The organism is Priestia sp. YIM B13490 (assembly GCF_042787735.1).
Taxonomy (GTDB): Bacteria; Bacillota; Bacilli; order Bacillales; family Bacillaceae_H; genus Priestia; species Priestia megaterium.
Genome location: NZ_JBHZOT010000003.1, coordinates 604,341 through 623,443, shown reverse-complemented (window position 1 = coordinate 623,443; position 19,103 = coordinate 604,341). Strand labels below are relative to the sequence as shown.

The 19,103-nt window shown below is 36.4% G+C and carries 18 protein-coding genes, 1 tRNA gene and 1 riboswitch; of the genes, 5 read left to right on the top strand and 14 right to left on the bottom strand.

Annotated features, from left to right (window positions below):
* Positions 1-72: 72 nt before the first annotated feature.
* Both ACFX4R_RS13070 and ACFX4R_RS13065 read right to left on the bottom strand, forming a co-directional pair.
* Positions 73-633, bottom strand: coding sequence for a nitroreductase family protein (locus ACFX4R_RS13070; protein ID WP_043982556.1), 561 nt, complete (start codon positions 631-633; stop codon positions 73-75).
* A 238-nt stretch (positions 634-871) separates the two neighbouring features.
* Complete coding sequence (locus tag ACFX4R_RS13065) at positions 872-2,164, bottom strand: Glu/Leu/Phe/Val family dehydrogenase (RefSeq protein ID WP_097823367.1); 1,293 nt, start codon at positions 2,162-2,164, stop codon at positions 872-874.
* Between the two features lie 198 nt (positions 2,165-2,362).
* Between ACFX4R_RS13065 and ACFX4R_RS13060 the strand changes: the two genes are divergently transcribed.
* On the top strand, positions 2,363-2,518 hold the full coding sequence (locus ACFX4R_RS13060) for a hypothetical protein (protein WP_165575111.1): 156 nt from the start codon (positions 2,363-2,365) through the stop codon (positions 2,516-2,518).
* 9 nt (positions 2,519-2,527) lie between these two features.
* Here ACFX4R_RS13060 and ACFX4R_RS13055 read toward each other — a convergent pair whose 3' ends face one another.
* From ACFX4R_RS13055 to pdxR, 5 genes are all read right to left on the bottom strand, one after another.
* On the bottom strand, positions 2,528-4,462 hold the full coding sequence (locus ACFX4R_RS13055; RefSeq protein ID WP_165575112.1) for an alkyl/aryl-sulfatase: 1,935 nt from the start codon (positions 4,460-4,462) through the stop codon (positions 2,528-2,530).
* A gap of 395 nt (positions 4,463-4,857) precedes the next feature.
* Positions 4,858-5,055, bottom strand: a complete 198-nt coding sequence (locus ACFX4R_RS13050; protein ID WP_013083246.1) for a ChaB family protein — start codon at positions 5,053-5,055, stop codon at positions 4,858-4,860.
* A 65-nt stretch (positions 5,056-5,120) separates the two neighbouring features.
* Positions 5,121-5,966, bottom strand: coding sequence for a DUF2971 domain-containing protein (locus ACFX4R_RS13045; protein ID WP_377569737.1), 846 nt, complete (start codon positions 5,964-5,966; stop codon positions 5,121-5,123).
* 138 nt (positions 5,967-6,104) lie between these two features.
* Complete coding sequence (locus tag ACFX4R_RS13040) at positions 6,105-6,737, bottom strand: hypothetical protein (protein WP_043982549.1); 633 nt, start codon at positions 6,735-6,737, stop codon at positions 6,105-6,107.
* A gap of 513 nt (positions 6,738-7,250) precedes the next feature.
* The gene (gene pdxR / locus ACFX4R_RS13035; protein ID WP_162214282.1) at positions 7,251-8,684 is read right to left on the bottom strand and encodes a MocR-like pyridoxine biosynthesis transcription factor PdxR; all 1,434 of its coding nucleotides are present in this window, start codon (positions 8,682-8,684) and stop codon (positions 7,251-7,253) included.
* A gap of 136 nt (positions 8,685-8,820) precedes the next feature.
* Here pdxR and ACFX4R_RS13030 point away from each other — a divergent pair, with 136 nt between their 5' ends.
* Positions 8,821-9,720 carry a DMT family transporter gene (locus tag ACFX4R_RS13030; protein ID WP_162214281.1) on the top strand — a complete coding sequence of 300 codons (900 nt, stop codon included), beginning with the start codon at positions 8,821-8,823 and terminating at the stop codon, positions 9,718-9,720.
* Between the two features lie 157 nt (positions 9,721-9,877).
* On the opposite strand, the gene ACFX4R_RS13025 is transcribed toward ACFX4R_RS13030, so the two are convergent.
* Positions 9,878-10,108, bottom strand: coding sequence for a hypothetical protein (locus ACFX4R_RS13025; protein ID WP_016764194.1), 231 nt, complete (start codon positions 10,106-10,108; stop codon positions 9,878-9,880).
* A 181-nt stretch (positions 10,109-10,289) separates the two neighbouring features.
* A complete protein-coding gene (locus ACFX4R_RS13020; protein ID WP_057243558.1) occupies positions 10,290-11,591 on the bottom strand; it encodes a GH25 family lysozyme in 1,302 nt (433 codons plus the stop codon).
* 225 nt (positions 11,592-11,816) lie between these two features.
* Here ACFX4R_RS13020 and ACFX4R_RS13015 point away from each other — a divergent pair, with 225 nt between their 5' ends.
* Both ACFX4R_RS13015 and ACFX4R_RS13010 read left to right on the top strand, forming a co-directional pair.
* Entirely contained in the window at positions 11,817-12,365 is a 549-nt protein-coding gene (locus ACFX4R_RS13015) for an HD domain-containing protein (RefSeq protein ID WP_043982544.1), read from the top strand.
* Between the two features lie 106 nt (positions 12,366-12,471).
* Positions 12,472-12,543 (top strand) — tRNA-Ala (locus ACFX4R_RS13010).
* A 117-nt stretch (positions 12,544-12,660) separates the two neighbouring features.
* Here ACFX4R_RS13010 and ACFX4R_RS13005 read toward each other — a convergent pair.
* The 4 genes from ACFX4R_RS13005 to ACFX4R_RS12990 form a co-directional block, all read right to left on the bottom strand.
* Positions 12,661-12,810, bottom strand: a complete 150-nt coding sequence (locus ACFX4R_RS13005) for a hypothetical protein (RefSeq protein WP_013057122.1) — start codon at positions 12,808-12,810, stop codon at positions 12,661-12,663.
* Positions 12,811-13,606: 796 nt separating this feature from the next.
* A complete protein-coding gene (locus ACFX4R_RS13000) occupies positions 13,607-14,152 on the bottom strand; it encodes a DUF6143 family protein (protein WP_043982543.1) in 546 nt (181 codons plus the stop codon).
* 240 nt (positions 14,153-14,392) lie between these two features.
* A complete protein-coding gene (locus ACFX4R_RS12995; RefSeq protein WP_230184083.1) occupies positions 14,393-14,854 on the bottom strand; it encodes a hypothetical protein in 462 nt (153 codons plus the stop codon).
* Between the two features lie 123 nt (positions 14,855-14,977).
* On the bottom strand, positions 14,978-16,177 hold the full coding sequence (locus tag ACFX4R_RS12990; RefSeq protein WP_043982539.1) for a phosphoglycerate dehydrogenase: 1,200 nt from the start codon (positions 16,175-16,177) through the stop codon (positions 14,978-14,980).
* Positions 16,178-16,345: 168 nt separating this feature from the next.
* A riboswitch (ZMP/ZTP riboswitch) is annotated at positions 16,346-16,424 on the bottom strand.
* 210 nt (positions 16,425-16,634) lie between these two features.
* On the opposite strand from ACFX4R_RS12990, the gene htpG reads away from it, so the two are divergent.
* The gene (htpG, locus tag ACFX4R_RS12985) at positions 16,635-18,512 is read left to right on the top strand and encodes a molecular chaperone HtpG (protein ID WP_377569734.1); all 1,878 of its coding nucleotides are present in this window, start codon (positions 16,635-16,637) and stop codon (positions 18,510-18,512) included.
* A 30-nt stretch (positions 18,513-18,542) separates the two neighbouring features.
* On the opposite strand, the gene ACFX4R_RS12980 is transcribed toward htpG, so the two are convergent.
* The gene (locus ACFX4R_RS12980) at positions 18,543-19,103 is read right to left on the bottom strand and encodes a tubby C-terminal domain-like protein (RefSeq protein WP_322552066.1); all 561 of its coding nucleotides are present in this window, start codon (positions 19,101-19,103) and stop codon (positions 18,543-18,545) included.

The following is a 19,103-nucleotide window of genomic DNA, read 5'->3' as shown; positions in this document are numbered from 1 at the left end:
AAACAATAAAAAAGGCAGCAGCTCAACTTATGAGCTGCTGCCTTTTATTTATAGAAACATGGGAATAACCTTTTAACGATACCAAATCGTTTTATCTTGATATGGAATACGTTTTGATGAAGCTTCTTTATTAGGATGTCCGACGTAAATTAAGCCTAAGAGCTTATCGTCTCCTTCTAGAGATAAAAAGTCATTCAGTTCTGTCTGATAGACAATTTCACCGGTTCTCCAAATTGTAGCTAAACCTTGTTCTTCCGCTACTAATAGCATATTTTGTATGCTTGCCGCTACGGCAGAGATTTCCTCAATTTCAGGCACTTTACCAGAAGGACTTACTGCTACAGCAATAATGACAGGAGCGCGAAGCGGTCCTTTTTTTGCTTTTGTTGTTTTTTTCAACGCTTCTTCTTCACTTAAGTGAGCAGTTTTTTGTTTCATAATACGTTCCATTTCGTCTCCTAAACGAACGCGTGAATCCCCTGTAAACACGCGGAACTTCCAAGGCTCTGTCTTTTTATGGTTAGGAGCCCAAGTGCCGGCTTCTAACATAAGGTTAATAGCATCTTCTGATACGTCTTTGTCTTGCATGGCCCCAATCGTTCTTCTAGCTTTAATAATATCTAATACGTTCATGCTTTCTATCTCCTTTTCTACATTCAATCTATTATAAGTATGTATTTGTCTTGAATATAGAATAATTGAAAATCATTCTCACTGTCAAATGTTTTGATTATTACTTAGGTAACGATAAATAAATATGCCAATTTTTTAAGCGTGTTTGTTTTTTTAGCGGGTTTTCTTTTAATTATTTGGCAGTTTTGTCAAATAAAAAAACGATTTGGAATATAGAGTCCAAATCGTTTTTTTTATCTTATACCCAGCCGCGGAAACGAGAAGCTTCAGCTGATTTTTTGATTCCTGCCATATAAGCAGCAAGCCTCATATCTACGTCATTTTCTTGAGAGATTTGATAGACCGTTTCAAATGAATCTACCATTACCTTGCGTAATTTGTAAGCTACTTCCTCTTCAGACCAGTAGTAGCCTTGATTATTTTGCACCCACTCGAAGTATGAAACCGTTACGCCTCCAGCACTCGCTAAAATATCTGGCACTAAAAGTACGCCTTTTTCATCTAAAATGCGCGTAGCTTCAAGCGTAGTCGGTCCGTTCGCTGCTTCTACTACAATAGAAGCTTTAATGCGATGAGCGTTGCGAACCGTAATTTGATTCGAAATGGCTGCAGGTACTAAAATATCACATTCTTTTTCTAATAGTTCTTCGTTTGTCATCACATTGGTAAATAAATTTGTTACGGTACCAAAACTGTCGCGTCGATCAAGCAGGTAATCAATATCGAGACCAAGCGGATCATAAAGAGCTCCGTATGCGTCTGAAATGCCAATTACTTTTGCTCCTGCATCATGCATGAACTTAGCGAGAAAACTGCCGGCATTTCCGAATCCTTGAATAATAATTCGCGCTTCTTGCAAGTTAAGGTTTTTCTTTTTAACAGCTTCTTCTATACAAATGGTTACTCCTTTAGCCGTTGCAGTTTCGCGTCCTTGAGATCCTCCGAGTACGATAGGTTTTCCGGTAATAAAACCAGGAGAATCGAACTCACGCAGTCGGCTATATTCATCCATCATCCACGCCATAATTTGAGAGTTTGTATAGACATCCGGTGCAGGAATATCTTTAGTAGGCCCAACTATTTGACTGATGGCTCTTACATAGCCGCGGCTGAGTCGTTCTAGTTCACCAAAAGACATGTTTCTTGGGTCACATACAATTCCGCCTTTACCGCCACCGTACGGAAGGTCGACAATGCCGCATTTTAAGCTCATCCAAATGGATAATGCCTTCACTTCCTCTTCATTTACTTCAGGATGAAAACGTACTCCTCCTTTAGTAGGCCCGACAGCATCATTATGTTGAGAGCGGTAGCCGGTGAATACTTTTACCGATCCGTTATCCATTTTAACCGGAATGCGAACCGTCATCATGCGCAGCGGTTCTTTCAATAAATGGTATACTTCTTCACCATAGCCTAGCTTTTGAAGCGCTTCTTGAATAACTGTTTGAGTAGATAAAAATAAATTAAGTGATTCCTGTTCTTGCTGCTGTTCTCTTTTTAATTCACTAGCTGTTTTTGTAATGGACATTCTGTTCACCCCATATTAATCATTGAATTTCCTCAACGATTTAACATGCAATTCCTGTGCCAATTTCTGTTGCTTAACAACGCTTTTATATTATAAATAATCTCTATTAGCAAGCCTTATATTCCCTGCATAGGCTGATATTAGTATATACTTAAAGAAATAAGACAAACTATTTATACTGCAAAGGAGGAAAGTGCTATGTTACATGAAAGAAAAGAACAAGAGCGAAACAATTACTGTATAGAATGCTGTTCCATCTGCGGAGAAAGGCTAACATCTTTTCAAGAAAAAGAAATATTCACATGCGACAGCTGCTTTGAACAAAAAGTCAACGATGTGCTTTCTGAGCTGTAATCAGATGCTCTATTTTTTAGAAACAGGTGTCACAATGTTAAAGTTTGGATCGATAGAATCCTGACAAGACAAAAAGAAATCCCATTTTGATTTATCTCCTTGAACAAATATGACCGAGCTATAAGAGTGATCATTTGTAGTTGTGAGTCGATATAAGGTATCTTGCCACATCGTTACCGTCACCTCAGCTTTCTTTCGCGTATCTCCGAGATACCTAAAGATTCCATGCTTAAATTCTGTGAGAGCTACTTCATTACGATCTGGTATGACAAACAATAGACGATAGTTACATGCACCTGCCTTTAATCCATCTACGCGAATGCTAAATAGTTCTAAAATATTTTTTAAAGGAAGTGTATCCCATACTTCTTTTGTGATAATGTTGGCAGGCAGCGGTATATTACCTAAACGAAGTTCTTTGGCTCCTGTTAAATATTCATTTCGCCAAGGGCCAGATTCCGCTATATACCCTAATTGTTCAAGCGCGTCTGCACATAAAAGTTTTGCCTTTACATGGTGAGGATCAGCGTAAATAACTTGTTTGGTCACTTCAGCTACCCATTGATAGTCGCCTTGTTGAAAACAACGCTGCGCTTTTTTGACAATGTTGTCCGCTCCCCCCATATACTCTACATACTTCTTAGCTGACTCTTCAGGAAACAGTTTATTTAAATCGACAGGATTGCTGTTATACCAGCCCATATAGCGCTGATAAACCGCTTTTGCGTTGTGGCTAACCGTTCCATAAAAACCGTTGGTATACCACTCGTGAGATAGGATTTCTGGGAGCTTCATCATTCGGCCGACGTGATCAATGGTATATCCTTGATTCATGAGCCTTAATGTTTGATCATGAATATATTGATAAACATCTCGTTGATTTTCGATATATGTGATGCACGACTCGTTTCCGAACCTTGGCCAATTATGTACCCCAAATACAGTTGTTAGTTCTTGGCCAAATAAATCGATTGCTTGCTGCAAGTATCTTGCCCATGCTGCTGCGTCTCTTACTTTTGCTCCTCTGAGCGTATAGAGGTTGTGCTGAGTGGCCGTACAGTTTTCGGCAATACACAGAGACTTTTCACTAGGAATATAGATGTTCATTTCAGCAGGCGCTTCCGTTCCTGGCGTAAGCTGAAATTGAAATGAGACGCCTTCAATTTTCTTACTTACATAAGAATGATGTTCGGAAGGACGAATTTCTTCTATTCCTTTAATAAGCGTGATTGTTCCAAATGAAATTTCTTTTCCGATACCGTTGTCAATTAGGCCTTTTTCATCGCGTCGCAGTTGAATACCGTACATATATTGACTTCTTCGTGTCATTGCTGTTGCCGCCGTGACGTTTTCATCAATAACCGCATCCATAAACCCAGCAGGAGCATAAACTTTACTAGCTTTATTTTGTGTTGAGTCAGGTAATACTCCTAAAACTCCACCGTAATGGTCTATATGTGAATGTGAGAAGATAACGGCTCTAACAGGACGCTTCCCGCAGTGCTGGTTTACTAGTTTAAGTGCTTCTTCTGCTGTTTCTCTTGACGTCAAGCAATCAATAACAATCCATCCCGTTTTCCCTTTAACAAATGTAATATTAGCCATATCAAAGCCTCTTACTTGAAAGATATTTTCAGTTACTTGATATAAGCCGGCTTGTACATTTAATTTTCCTTGTTCCCACAGTTTAGGGTGGACAGTAGCAGGTGTAGATTGTTCAAATAAAAAAGCGTACTTTCTTAAATCCCATACAGGATACAGCTGATTTTTTTTGAAAATCAGAGGAAAAGGTACGCGTACAAGAGCTTGGTAATCCGCAAGATTTTGTTCTAATTTCACTTGTTCCCAGTCTATGTTTTTATAAGTATCAGCATTAGTCGCTGCAGTCTTTTGAGTAGCATCTTTTCGGTGAATCGTTAACTCCTGTTCATAATCAAACAGCATAACCCCCTCCTTTTTATTACTTTATGCGTAAAAATGAGACGAAGTACAAAAAGGGAGGGAAAATAGAGTTAACAAAAAAGAAGATGCGCTTAGCACGCATCTTCTTTTTTATACTGAATGTCATGTTTGAATAGTCGAGTATTCTGTCTGAATTAGACAGCCTAGCACTTAGTATAACGATTGTTTACCAATGTGCCTTTTGTAATCAAAACAAATCTTCCTTCTAAGGTGCTCAATACGTTTCTTGAAGTCGCTGTAAAACAATGCATGTGTACAGTCTCTCCTTTCTTGTATTGGCCTTACATAGAGTGTATACCCTCGAAAAAATAATTGAAACCTAATTGGGAGATTTTTTCAAAAAATAATAAATCCATTATGGTTAGGCTCTTTTGTCTCTATTTTTTCACCCAGTTGTCATTATCATCTTTTTTGTACTTCGTTTTCACCGCGTTCCAAGCGACTTTGTGAGCGGTAGCTTCTTCTTTGTATTCATCACTTGCTGAATTGAATGCTTCTTTATAAATTTCCTGAGCATGATGAGGAAGATTATCTCTTACTCCATCCGGCAGTTCTTTTAATGAATTGTAAGGCATGATAGTATTCCTCCTTGAAAACATCTTTTACTACTGATTTACCTGTTTTCAAATAACATAAACATTTAATAAATATAGTCCTTATACAAGTCGGACTGAGTGACCTTTTTATAAGCGAGTCCGTGTTTTTTAGCAAGGGCTTTTACTTCATCTACACAGCTTTGAGCGCTTCTTGGTGATACGTAAATTTCATTGATAAGCTGATGTAAATTACATGTAAGGAGGTTACCATGCTCATGAGAAAACTCATACGATCTTTTTTCAAGGATATCCATTCGTTGTTGCCATTGATTTGCGGAAATACCTTGAATTTCGAACAGCTTTTGCAGCTTCCAAGCGTGTATACGACTTGCTACAATAACAAGCCTCAATTCATTTTCATGCTGATAGGATTTGCGCTTGTAAAATAACGTGTCATATACAGAGTGACTAACCATTTCTTTTTGGAAGTCTATGTACTGCACTTTGCCAGAGAAGATTTTATAGCGTAAATCTTTAATACTGCACAATAAATTTTCATAGGTGGTTTTAATAGCTACGCCATCATTCCCCTTTAAATATAGATCCCACATTCCAGCGGCTTCGTAATCATTGATATGCCAGGATGAAACAGCAGAAAATTCATGGATTTTTCTTATATAGGTTCTAGAGGTACGGTTATGACGTTCGCCTTTTTTTCTTAACTCTTCTATGTTCCACATTGAAGAGCATCCTTCAAGAGGGTCCGAAAATGCATCAGGTTTTGCGAAAAAAAGCGCATTGGTTTCCAGTAAATCTTGAAAATCAGACAGCGGCATAAATCGCCACACCGTCGGATTATTGTGCACCTTATAGCGTTCATCATAATCGTCATAGCTAGATTCGAATCTTTCGGCATATTCGTAAGCTTTATCTCTATAAGCTAAATCCATTGGTTTTCCTCCTCTGAATGCATATTCACACTTGAATTATAGCACTTAATTGTTGTAATTTTCAAAATTATCCACCTGTATTAGGAGAGTTCTGTTATCAGAAAAGAAGGCACGCCTCAACATCTGCAGCGTGTCTTCTTATTTAATGAAATGAATATTTTGCTTAACACTTTCACTTTCTGGCTGATTTAATTCCAATAAATAAATTTTATCCGCTCGAAAATCAGTATTCTTCATTTCTTTTTTTAAGGCACGAATAAAGGCAGCTGAACTTTTTCCGTAGGCTTCAAAATAATGAAACGTGTGTACAACAAATAGAATGGATGCTCCACTGTAATCTTTTTTGCTCTTTTTTTGGATGTTTTCTAGCACTTTTTCTATATACTCTTCTACAGAACCTTCCGTCTGGATACGGGGTAGAGCAAAATTTCCTGAATTCACCCTCTGTGCATCTTCAAATTCCAGTTTCCCATCTTTGTAAGAAGTAATTTCAATTCGTTTTTCAGTACCATCCGGCTGAAGAATTAATCCGTCGTATCCTTGACTTCCAATAATAAGCTTCAATTTTGAATTCCTCGGACAATAGGAAGATTGGCTGAAGCAATAAAGCGGATAAAACTCTTCAAAAAACTTTTTGAAACGCCCTTTTTTAAGTCGAGCCAATTTTATATATTCTCTGTTTTGATGAATCATTTTCTGCGTATGTTCAAAATACTGCTTCATTTCTTCTTGCGTCCTGTACACATCAAGATCTTTAAATAATTCATCCATCTTTTTCACCTTCAATCCCACCAACTAAAAAAGTCTTCTTGCTTAGTAGATACATATTCATAAATGTGTGTGACAATTTTCTTTTTTTAAAGATATAGCTTTTTTAAAACAAAACGTGCACACTTTTCATTTTTTTGCATATCCTGTTATTCGTGCGTTCAATAATGAGCGTAAATTTCAGCCTTTAGTTGTAAAAGATGAACGGCAAAGTTACAGCTGATGGCGGATGATATGCTTCTGATTATTTCATAAACTATAACAAACAGGAAACTTAACAATAATTGAGGTGTTGAAAATGTTTGATAATGATTACGTAGTTAAAACCATTCACGATTTATATGTAAGAAATACAGAAAGCAAATTAAAAGTCTTCTTAACTTATTTTTGCCATAAAAGATAACATGTATTTATAGACGGTAATATATAGTCAATTGTTACTTGGAGTTTTTTATAGGAAGAAGAGTTTGATACAAATAAAAAGGAATAGTGGGTAATCCACTACTCCTTTTTTTATTATACTTGCAATTCCCGAATAAGTTCAGCAATAATTTTAATGCTTCTATCGATATCTGGTAAAGAAGCATAGGCGTAAGAAAGCCGAAGATAACTGCCGGTTTCTTGTGCATAGATACTTCCGGAATTAAGCAATATTCCTGTTTTTAAAGCACGAGAGTATAAAGATTTCATTGAAATAGAAGGTTGAATATGCACCCATATAAAAAAGCCTCCTTCAGGATTCGTCCATGTCGCTACATCTCCTGCATATGTTTCTAAAGCATTCAGCATAACTTTTCTTCTTGTTCGCAATTCGGTTCGTACCGTTTCCATATGCTGTTGATATAAGCCATTTTTAAACCATTCTGCTGCCACTCTTTGAGACAATGAGCTGGATCCATAATCCGTTTGCATTTTAATATCCGCCAAACGCTCAATGACTGGTTCTGGGCCGACTATCCATCCGATACGTAATCCCGGGCTTAATGTTTTAGAAAGACTGCTAACGTATAACACGTGTCCATTTTTATCTAAAGCTTTTAATGGCAACGGAGGCTGTTTATTTAGCCATAATTCGCGGTATAAATCATCTTCAATAATAGGAAGCTGATGTTCCTCACATTCTTTCAGCAAATCGTAACGCCTTTTTGAGGACATTAATGTTCCCGTTGGGTTATGGAAACATGGATTTGTATATAAAATAGCTTGCCCTTCTTGAGGGTCAGCGCGTTTTATAGCTGTTACTTTTATTCCTTCCTCATCCATAGAGAGACCTTTGAGTTTCATTCCGGCTGATTGAAATACATGTAAGGAGTATAGATAAGAAGGTTTTTCTAGCAAAACCGAAGAGTTCTTTTGCAGCAGTCCAATTGAAATAAGCTGAAGAGCTTGAAGAGCGCCGGAAACAATTAAAATAGAATCTGGAGAAGATTCTATTTTAATTGTTTTCATATACGTACTTAACTCTTTTCGTAAAGGAAAATACCCCTTTGGCTCTTCGTATCCCAGAACCTCCATGTTTTTTGCTACTTTTTCCATAGCGTATTTCATTTTATCTTTAGGGAATATGTCAGGTGAAAGCTCTCCTTTGCTTAATTGAATAAGGTTTGAGTTAAATTCGGATTCATTAATATCTTGTACCATTGCTTGACTCGGACGATGCATACCTGATTTCACATGAACATTCCAATCGGGCGGAGTCGTAGCCAAAAGTGTCCATGTATTATTTATAACGATTGTTCCCTTTCCCATCTTCCCTTCAATTAAACCGTCCGCTGTTAATTCCTCTAATGCCGTGATGACCGTACTTCGGTTAACATCGAACATAGCAGCAAGCTTTCGCTGACTAGGAATTTTACTTCCAATCGGCCATTCTCCACGCGCAATTTTCTCTTTCATAAAATCAATGATTTGCTTGTATTTTGGATAACTCGAACTGTTCTCTTGATTCATACATTTACTCCTGTTTTTAAAGTGGTTGGGTTAATTGCTTTTAAACTGGTTGAAGACATTTTATCAAATGTTTATTAACATGGGAACCACAATAGATACTGGTTGGATTCAAAATGAAAAGTGGAGATGAATAGGCATGAAATTAACGTTTAGTCTGGTGTTCTTACATATACTGATGATTAGCTTATGGGCTTCAGCATTTCCAGTTATTCAAATAGGGCTGGAATCGTTTTCTCCTCAGCACCTCGCTTTTGTTCGGTTAAGTATTGCTTCTGTAGTGCTGTTAGTTATTGCAATAGCCACACGCATGCGCTTACCTGATATAAAAGATATTCCACTTCTTTTAGCACTCGGTTTTTTAGGTTTTACCGTATATCACACGGCATTAAACATTGGAGAAAAAACGGTGAGTGCGGGTATTGCGAGTTTACTGGTCTCGACTACTCCTATTTTTTCTTCACTTTTAGCTATTTTTCTTTTTCAGGAGGAGTTCGGAAAAAGAAAATGGATTGGATCTGCAGTAAGCTTTGCGGGTATTGCACTTTTAACCTTGAGCAAAGAGAATTTTGTACACTCAGTTAATGGAATCTTACTGATTCTGCTAGCTGCCCTTGCAGAAAGCATCTATATAGTATGTCAAAAAAATTTATTAAAAAAGTATGGTTTTCTTTCTTTTGTGACGTACAGTATTTGGGGGGCTACAATTTCTATGCTTGTTTTTTTACCTGGGTTAGAAACAGAACTTGCACATATCTCTGTCAGATCAGCAATAAGCGTGACATATTTAGGATTATTTCCAACCGTTATTCCCTATATGGTACTCGCTTATCTGACATCGCGTATAGGTTCTGCTGAGGCTGCCATTTCTCTTTACTTAACTCCTGCGCTGTCCTTTTTCTTAGCGTGGCTGCTTTTAAAAGATATCCCGAGTGCAGCTTCCATTGTTGGAAGCATCATTACGTTATGCGGCGTGTTGCTTACACATAGTAAAAGAAAAGTAGTGGTAAAAGAGACAAAGTTCACAATACAAAGATAATGTGTACGATTTAAGTAATTCTCTTAGAGGCTATGTTTTTTACCTATATATTTTATTTAGAACATACTTTAATTTCTTCTTTTTGCAGTTTAATTAATAATTAATAAAAAAGCACCTTTCTTTAATCTTGGTTTAAGATTTAAAGAAAGGCGCTTTTTTATGTAGTTTCTAATTCTGCTTTTATTTTTCCAGCCACTGCGTGAGTCAGCTGCTGAAGATCGTAAATCTCTTCTCCTGAAAGTACTACATGTCCGTTTAAAACGTGGTTATGTTTATATGCTCGATACGTCACTTCGATACTTTTTATCGCACGCTCTACTTCATCATTCACCATAATACTTTCATAGTGATAGGATAGTGTTTCAATTCGAATCTGCGTATTTTTCATATTCATTCACCCTCCATGAGCCGTTGACTAAAAATATGACTGTTAGAGGTGAACTATACATAGAAACTTTTTTGTTACCACCTACTTTGTTATTTAGAACATATTTTAATTACTTAATTCATCTCTGCTATTCTTTTTTTACAAAATACCAAAATAAACCCCCGCTCTTCGGAGCGGGAGTTTATTGCTTGTAGTACCAGCCTTTTTTATCTAAAAACTGTTTAACTTTTACAAAATCCAGCCCAGCTGCGGTAAGTTCAGCGGACGGATTACCTATTGCATGTACGTGTAATTCACTGTCGATTCCTTCATTTTTTAAGAAAGCACGAAACTCTGTTTCCATGTCTTTACTTAATCCGCCTGTTTTAATTGTAATTGGGATAGGTTCTACGTCTTTCATTTGCACAAATCCGCCTGGAATAGCCCATGCTGCATTGGTATACCCATATACGCTAAATACTGTGCCTTTTTTTATAGTTCTAAAATTCTCTGTTACATTCGCATATTTGTAGACTCCAATATCCTTCTTCGCTTTTACTTGAAAAGAATATTTATCTCCGAGTGAAGTAACCTTTGGTAATGATTCTTCGACAGGATTACTTACACCCTTAAGCAATTCCATCATTTTAGCTAATGTTGTCTCATCAGCTTTTCCAGTTGACGTTAATCCATACTTTTCTTGAAGAGCTTTAACAGCTGCAACAGTTTCGCTGCCATATTGACCATCGGTTCCTTGCTGGGAAAGTTCAAATCCTAATCTAATTAAGTTTTGCTGCAGTTCTTTTACAGCTAGTCCGCTATCACCTTGCTGCAATTGTGCTGATGGCTTATTATTTTCCACCACCGTCACGCCTGTATTAATACTATTAAAGAAATCCAGATCCATTTCATTGATATCAACATTGCCTTTAATCCCGTTTACTTTTCCTTGATCTGTATATTGAAACATAGACCATCTATCCCAAATCGCCGTATCACCTGGGTTAACGAATCCCTTAGAACGGTTACTTCCACTGTAACGAGCTATCCATAGCGGATATCTTGCCACGGCGCTTGTAAAATTGGATTTAATAAAACTATACCCCGTGTAAAGAATAGGCGTAATGCTTGTTTTCCTTTCAATATACTCCATCCATCTGACTGCAAAGGCTGTGACCTGCGCCTTTGTTTTCCCTTTATTCTCTTCCAAATCTAAGCAATGAGGCAAATCAACCTTCATGCTGCCTAATTTATTTAAAAAGAAATTAACTTCTGCAATGGGATCATTATCAGCATGAGCAAAGTGATAAAAGCCTACACGTAGACCTGCATTTTTTGCACCTATATAATTATCATATGATTTTTTATCTAAGAAGGTTGTACCTTCTGTTAATTTAATATACGCGCCTTTTACACCATCCGACGCCACTTTTGCCCAATCAATTGTTCCGTTGTGATGAGAAACATCAATGACCTTAATATTTTGATTATTACGGTTTTGCATTGCTATCACTCCTTCATACAAACTATGAATAAAAAAGGAGATGGCAACTGATACAGGCCTATGAAATAGATATTAGGCTTTATAAAAAAACTACACTAAGAAGGGATTTTGGTAGCCTTCCCTTATTATAAGAAATGAATTTGTGCAATTTTATAAAGTGAGGAAAGCTATATTCGTTTATACTAATAATATGAAGATATACTGAATAAAAAGTGGAGGAATATGATGTCTTTAATAAAAGAAGCACGTAGATATGCAGAACACGCTCATAGCGGCCAAATGCGCAAGCTGTCCGATACACCTTATATTGTTCATCCTATTAACGTAGGTACTATTTTAGAAAAAGCAGGTTTTAGTGAAGAAGTAATTGCAGCAGCTTATCTGCATGATGCTGTAGAAGATACAAGTGTAACACTCGAAGAAATTGTACAAAGATTTGGTTTAGAGGTAGCGGGGATTGTTGAAGCTCATACAGAAAACAAATCAAAAAGCTGGGAAGAACGTAAACAGCATACAATTCAAATTGTGAAAACTGGTTCTCTTGAAGTGAAATCTTTAATTGTAGCAGATAAATTAGACAATTTACGGTCTTTAAAAGAAAGCTACGATCAGCAAGGAGATACGATTTGGAATAGCTTTAAAAGAGGATTCGAAAAGCAGAAATGGTACTACGAATCCATTAGCAAATACGCTGCACAAGGATTGGAACCAAGCCAAATTCCAAGTTTTTTTTATACGTATAAACAAGAAGTAAACGATTTTTTTAGAAGTTAATATTCATATGAAGAAATTAGAAAACACTGAAAATAACTATTGCGAACGCGCTGCATACGTATTAAAATATAGTAGAGTCAACATGCAATAAAGGCTCTACATAATCGGGACTGTAGTTCAGTGGGAGAATACTTGTCTGGCAGACAAGGGGTCGTGGGTTCGAATCCCATCAGTTCCATAAAACCAGTCGTATCAAGAGTTTAAAACGCTTTAAAACTCTGCAGGATGGAATGGTTGCAATACTATTTCATCTGACCTCTTCATGATTTCCATGAAGAGGTTTTTTATTTTCTTTTTACGATTGATCCTCATGATTTTTATGATTATTCTTTTCACTGCTCCTGCTGACAATTTCTCTAAGTTCGCCCTCGTCGCCTTTTGCATTGATGATTTCAAAAAGCTGATTCAGCCCTTCACTTGTTTCATCATTTGGTTCTTTGCCCATTCTATCCCCTCCTTTTGCTTCTAGGATGCCCATTTTTTTCACATTGTTTCATGTGAAAAGCAATTCATCAATATTAATCCGCCGTAAAAGTATACCTTTACGACCCTTGTGCAATTACTGGTTATACGGATATACTCAATCAATTCTTTAAATTTCGCAGCTTTTTATAGGGTTTCTAATACTCATCTATAATGAAATGATCATCACAAACTTCGTTAAAATCGTTCTCTTCGTGGAGATCTACTTCTTTATCTTTAGATATCTCGGTTTCTTGTGTAAATAGTTTAAAAAGCTTTTTTAACATTGTTCCACCTCATATCTTTCATTAATACATTCAGTATGATTAATTTATATGAAGCCAGTATGAATTGAAACTTAAGATAATGTGAATGTAGACATTAACGTGAGATGTTAAGCATGCTTATACCCTGGACAAAAAAGTTATTTCATTCTACAAAGAAGTGATTAGTATATCAGCTGTATGTGGCATTCGTTCTATAACAGTCGTCTTTGTTATTCGTTTTGCTATTGTACTAGGTAGCTTAGTTTTATGTATTATCGCTTTAATCCCTTAGTTATCAACATCCTTAAATACCATTCAAATGGTTTGTGTAGTTGGAATTATCCTTTTGCTTGCTTTGTTTTTCTTGGGTGATATCCACAATCAAACGAAAAAACGCAAGCTATAAAAAAGAACTTTGTATGCTGCTGCAAAGTTCTTTTCATAAACACTTACTGTTTGTTAAGAACTGTATGAAATAGCTCATACACTTCTCATACAATCGCTAAGACCTATTCAGTTAACAGTCCTTCTTACGTTTTTTTCAAACCATCCATATGCAATTTCAGCTTTAATTTCTTTATTTCCCGGAGAAACTAGGAAAATAACGTATGAACCGTTGTTTGGAAAGATAAATTTTCCATCTTCATCACTTACTAATGTACTTTTCGGCGGAACAACACGGTTAAATACGTTTACCCCTTTGGTAGGAAAGCCTTTTACCATTTCTGCAAATTTAATTTTCCCTTTTGGCTTTGAACGTATTGTAGTATTTGCTGGACTCACATTATCTGAAGTTGTTCCTTTTCCAGGCGGGATAGAATTAAACCAAATTTCAGCAGTAAAAGGTTCGTTGGAATAGTTAGTGATAGTAAAAGCATTCACAAATAAATCTACTCCGGAGCCGGAAGGGTTAACTAACCCGCCCCAAGCATTTCTATTTCCACCAAAACGAATAGGCTCAGTTTGTCCGACAAAATAGTCTCCTTTTAAAGATTGATATAAAGGATTAGGTATATTAACGGCTTTAATATAAGGTTTACTCGACTCGTAATTCGACATACAATCATCTCCTTTCTGTACTATATTTTATGAAGTTTTTCTATAAATGCTTGGACACATGCATTTAGAAATATATTTAATCTTTATATAAACGCAAAAAGATAGACCCGGTACTGAGCCTATCTTTTCCTATCGCTTAATGCCCTCGTCGACTGCTGGTGTATAAACGGATTGTTTTTTGACTTTATATTCCGATGCTTTTTTAATACTTCTACTATCACTTCTTAAAGTAGTAATCACCTATTCTTTTGTAGTCATAGAATGAAGAATCCTTACCTTTTTTTCGCAATATTCAACAATTTCATAACAGGCTGTGAGAATATCATGTCTAGACAGTTCTATTTCATCAAATACAAATTTTGAAAGTTGCTTCTGCAGAACCTCCAGCTTTTTGCTGTCTTCTTCATCGATCCATAGCCCTTCCGTAATACACACATCTGCTATTTTGTTAATAGATTGAGCCGTCCAGTTTAAGCCAGCTGAAGAAACAGTTTTTGTAAGTAAATCGTTTTTTATAGCTAGAATAACTTGACACACATGGGTATAGGCATCAACTTTCTTTTGGATAAATGCTTTGCGAAGCTCTTGTTTGTATTGCTCTTTCGACATCACTATAGCTACAACAGACGTAATGAATGTTCCTGCCAGCGCGATGAGCGACCCTATCAAAATTCCTATCAGTTCTCCTGACAAAACGTTCACCTCTTTAAAGGTATTTCTATATGCTATGAGAATGAAGGAATTGATATGAGGTAAACACCATGTAAAAACAGCCCTAACTTTTCTAAGTTAGGGCTGTAACACTAAAATATGATGGGAACCAAATTAGATAATACGACTTGTAATAATTCCTTCAATTTGACCGATTTTTTCTTCTAGCTCAGGCACAATCTCGTCACTTACTTGATTGTCAATATCGATCATTGTATACGCATATTCACCGCGGCTTCTGTTCACCATATCTGCGATGTTTAAATTGTAGTTTGAGAATACTTGCGTAAGTTGTCCTACCATATTCGGCACGTTGTGATGGAAAGCAGCTACGCGTTTTTTCCCAGTGTAAGGAAGAGATGCATTCGGGAAGTTCACTGAGTTTTTAACGTTTCCTGTTTCTAAGAAATTTTTCACTTGACGTGCTGCCATTACCGCACAGTTTTCTTCTGATTCTTGAGTTGATGCCCCTAGATGAGGAATTGGCACAACATTTTTCATGTTCAAGACATTTTGATTTGGGAAATCTGTAATGTATCTTCCAACTTTTCCACTTTCAAGAGCAGCTTTCATATCTTCTTCGTTTACAAGCTCACCGCGTGAGAAGTTCAAAATATGAACATCAGGTTTCATGATGCTAAACGTTTCTTTATTGAAAACACCTTTTGTATCGTCCGTTAATGGAACGTGAACCGTAATATAGTCAGATGCTGCAAATAGTTCTTCTAGAGACATTGCACGCTGTACGTTGCGAGACAAATTCCAAGCTGTATTAACAGAAATGAATGGATCAAAACCAATTACGTCCATATCTAAATCAAGCGCATCGTTTGCTACAAGAGCACCAATTGCACCTAAACCAATAACGCCTAACGTTTTACCTTTGATTTCTTTTCCAACAAACTGTTTTTTACCTGCTTCAACTAACTTAGGAATTTGATCACCTTGGCCATCCAATCCTTTTGTCCATTCAACTCCAGCAAATAAGTTACGAGAAGAAGCCATAATTGTAGTTAAAACCATTTCTTTTACTGCGTTTGCATTAGCTCCTGGCGTATTAAATACAACGATACCTTGCTCCGTGCAAGCGTCCACCGGTATATTATTAACCCCTGCTCCAGCTCGTGCAATAGCTTTTAAATTTTGGTCAAATGCCATGCTGTGCATGTTAAAGCTACGCACGACAATCGCATCTGGACTTTCGCTGTCGTTGTCAATTTGATAACCTTCTTGATTAAAAACATTTAGACCTTTTTGTGCAATGTTGTTTAATGTTTTGATTGTTTGTACTTTTTTTAATGTTAATGTGCTCATTTTGTACTCTCCTCTGATTATCATCGTAGTTTTACATGTTTTTACCTTTGGATAAAGGAACTTCATTTTTATTTTTTTAAAAAGTCTGGTTTTTTAGCCTACATATGTGATAACTTCTATATCCTCTCCCCCTAAACAGAAAGAGGTAAGAGATATGTATTAATCCCTTACCTCTGCCCAGGCGAACGGCTACGTCACTATATGCTTCCTCACGGTTATCCGCGTTTCGCCAGTCACATATAGTCTTTGAAATTAAGTATATTCTAGCAAACTCTTTCAGAACGTTCAACCTTTTTTTAAAAGTTTGCTTTTTTCAGTCTAATTTTTAATCTCTTTAGCGAATCTCCTAATATATTGACAAATACCCTAATACATGTTAAATAAGAAGAGTGATTAGCACTCTATCCACTCAAGTGCTAATTATTTTATAAGCCCTATTTGGAAAGGAGAATTTCTTATGTCAAAAAAAGAATTCAAAGCTGAATCAAAGCGATTATTAGAGATGATGATTAATTCCATCTATTCTCAAAAAGAAGTATTTTTGAGAGAACTTCTATCAAATTCAAGTGATGCAATCGATAAAATTTATTACAAAGCCTTAACAGACGACTCCTTGCGTTTTAACAAAGAAAGCTATTACATAAAAGTAACACCAGATAAAACTAACCGTACCTTAACCATTACGGATACTGGAATTGGCATGACGCAAGAAGAGCTTGAAAGCAGCTTGGGCACAATTGCGCGAAGCGGTTCCCTTGCGTTTAAAAACGAAAATGAAACAAAGGACGGGCACACGATTATCGGCCAATTCGGCGTTGGGTTTTACGCAGCGTTCATGGTGGCAGATGTCGTGACCGTGATTAGTAAAGCGTTAGGCTGCGATGAAGCCTATAAATGGGAATCTACTGGTGCTGATGGCTATACAATCGAACCTTGCGAAAAAGAAACGGTTGGGACTCAAATTATTTTAAAAATTAAAGAAAATACAGAAGATGAAACATATGATGAGTATCTAGAAGATTATCGTTTAAAAGAGATTATTAAAAAGTATTCAGACTTTATCCGCTACCCGATTAAAATGGACATAACGGAAAAACGTCCTAAAGAAGGTTCTGATAACGAGCTAGAAGATTATACAGAAGAGCAAGTTATCAACAGTATGGTACCGATCTGGAAGAAAAATAAAAATGAATTGACTTCAGAAGACTATGAGCAGTTTTATTCAGAAAAGCGCTACGGATTTGATAAACCGCTCACTCACCTTCATATTAATGTGGATGGAACGATTCGCTACAATGCCATTTTATTTATTCCAGAAAATAGTCCGTTTGATTACTACTCAAAAGAATTTGAAAAAGGGCTTGAACTGTATTCAAACGGCGTCTTAATTATGAATAAATGTGCAGATCTTCTTCCAGATTACTTTAGCTTTGTAAAAGGTATGGTAGATTCTGAAGATTTATCTCTTAATATTTCACGTGAAATTTTGCAGCAAGACCGACAGCTTCAGCTGATTGCCAAAAACATCGGCAAGAAAATCAAAAATGAATTAAAAAGCTTACTTAAAAACGAACGTGAAAAGTACGAGAAGTTTTATGAATCATTTGGCCGCCAGCTGAAGTACGGTGTTTACAGTGACTTTGGCAGCAACAAAGACGTATTAAAAGACCTGCTTTTATTCTATTCTTCTACAGAGAAAAAGCTCGTAACACTAGACGAATATGTATCGCGCATGCCTGAGGATCAAAGGTATATCTATTATGCATCAGGCGAATCGTACGACCGAATTGAAAAGCTTCCTCAAGCAGAATTGGTTGCAGATAAAGGTTACGAAATTCTATATTTTACAGAAGATATCGATGAATTTGCGATTAAAATGTTAATGACGTACGAAGAAAAAGAATTTAAATCTGTTTCAAGCAGTGACTTAGGGATTGAAGCAGAAGAAGAACAGCTCAATGAGTCTGAGGAAAGAGAAAATAAAGAGCTATTTGACTATATGAAAAAAGCTTTGGGGGGAAAAATAGGAGATGTGCGCGCGTCTAAACGTTTAAAAACACATCCCGTTTGCTTATCAGCTGATGGTGAAGTAACGATTGAAATGGAGAAAATTTTAAGTGCGATGCCTGACAATCAGCATGTAAAAGCAGAAAAAGTGTTAGAAATTAACGTAAATCATGATGTATTTGCTTCTTTAAAAGATGCATTTGAAAATGATAAAGGGAAATTAGACCTTTATACAAATTTATTATATAACCAAGCTCTTCTAATTGAAGGCTTATCTATTAGTGATCCCGTTGAATTCACAAATGATATTTGTAAAATCATGATATAAAAATCAGGCGCAGAATCATTCTGCGCCTGATTATATGTATGGCATAATAAAAGTAGTTATATAGTAAGAAGCGATAAAAATGGGTACGGGCAGTTCTTCTGTTACTCTTATTGAGTGTTTGCCTTCTTTAAAATGAAAAAGGTCTGATTTAAACTCTGCGACTTTTTCTCTTTTTTGATTAAAAATACACGCTTCCTCTATAGCTTCATGACTGCTTAACATGTAGACGTTATTTCCCCATCTAATTTCTTGTGCTCCTTCGTTTTTAATTAGTCCTTTACCTAATAGATGCCCCACTGTTTTTCCATTTTCTTTTATCACCCACCGGTGTTTTTTCACGTGATCAATAAACACCGTTCTTCCTTCCCATTGAACTTGTAAATGTACCTTTAAGCCGCAGGAAAAGATAGGAAACCAAGAAATAGAATCTAACACTGGAAGTCCATCACGAGTTAAAAAATCAATACTTTTCGTCCACATATTTTTATGCATTCTCTTAAGCTGTCCGACGTTTTCTCCATTTTCATTTGTAACTGCTATGGTCTTTCCCGCTGATTTAAAATAGGGAAGATAAAAAATATATTCTTGCAT